General features: G+C 70.3%; 1 pseudogene. It reads right to left on the bottom strand.

From position 1 onward, the window contains the following. Positions 1-529: pseudogene (locus L687_RS24925) on the bottom strand (class I tRNA ligase family protein); the annotation flags it as partial.

The following is a 529-nucleotide window of genomic DNA, read 5'->3' as shown; positions in this document are numbered from 1 at the left end:
AGTCGTCGACCAGGATGCGCCAGGCGTTCTCGGTGCCGTAGGTCTCGGTGTCGGCGTAGTAGTCGAACAGCCGGTCGTAGGTGACGTCCTGCAGCTCGGCACCGCGCACGGTCGCATCGACGGCGGCGAGCGCGTCGTCGACGCTCTCGTAGCCGAGGTCCTTGGCGTATCCCCCGAGGAGCTCACGCGCCAGCAGGTAACGGTGCGCGGAGGCTTCGATCGCCGCATCCGTGGTTCCCGCCGCCTGGTGCACGTCCGCGGCGCCGTTCGGGCCGGCGGGCAGCACGACGTACTCGATTTCCGGGCCTACGGCGAGCGCGAGGTTCGTCGGGAGGGTCCAGGGCGTGGTCGTCCAGGCGAGGGCACGCACGCCGGTGAGGCCGAGGGCTTCTGCCTTGGCGCCTGTGAGCGGGAAGGTCACCGTCACGGAGGGGTCCTGGCGCATCTGGTAGACGTCGTCGTCCATGCGCAGCTCGTGCGCCGAGAGCGGGGTCTCGTCGCGCCAGCAGTACGGGAGGACGCGGTATCC

This window comes from Microbacterium maritypicum MF109 (assembly GCF_000455825.1).
GTDB classification, from domain to species: domain Bacteria; phylum Actinomycetota; class Actinomycetes; order Actinomycetales; family Microbacteriaceae; genus Microbacterium; species Microbacterium maritypicum_A.
Note: the sequence above shows the minus strand (reverse complement) of the source record. Positions and strands in the feature narration are given on the sequence as shown.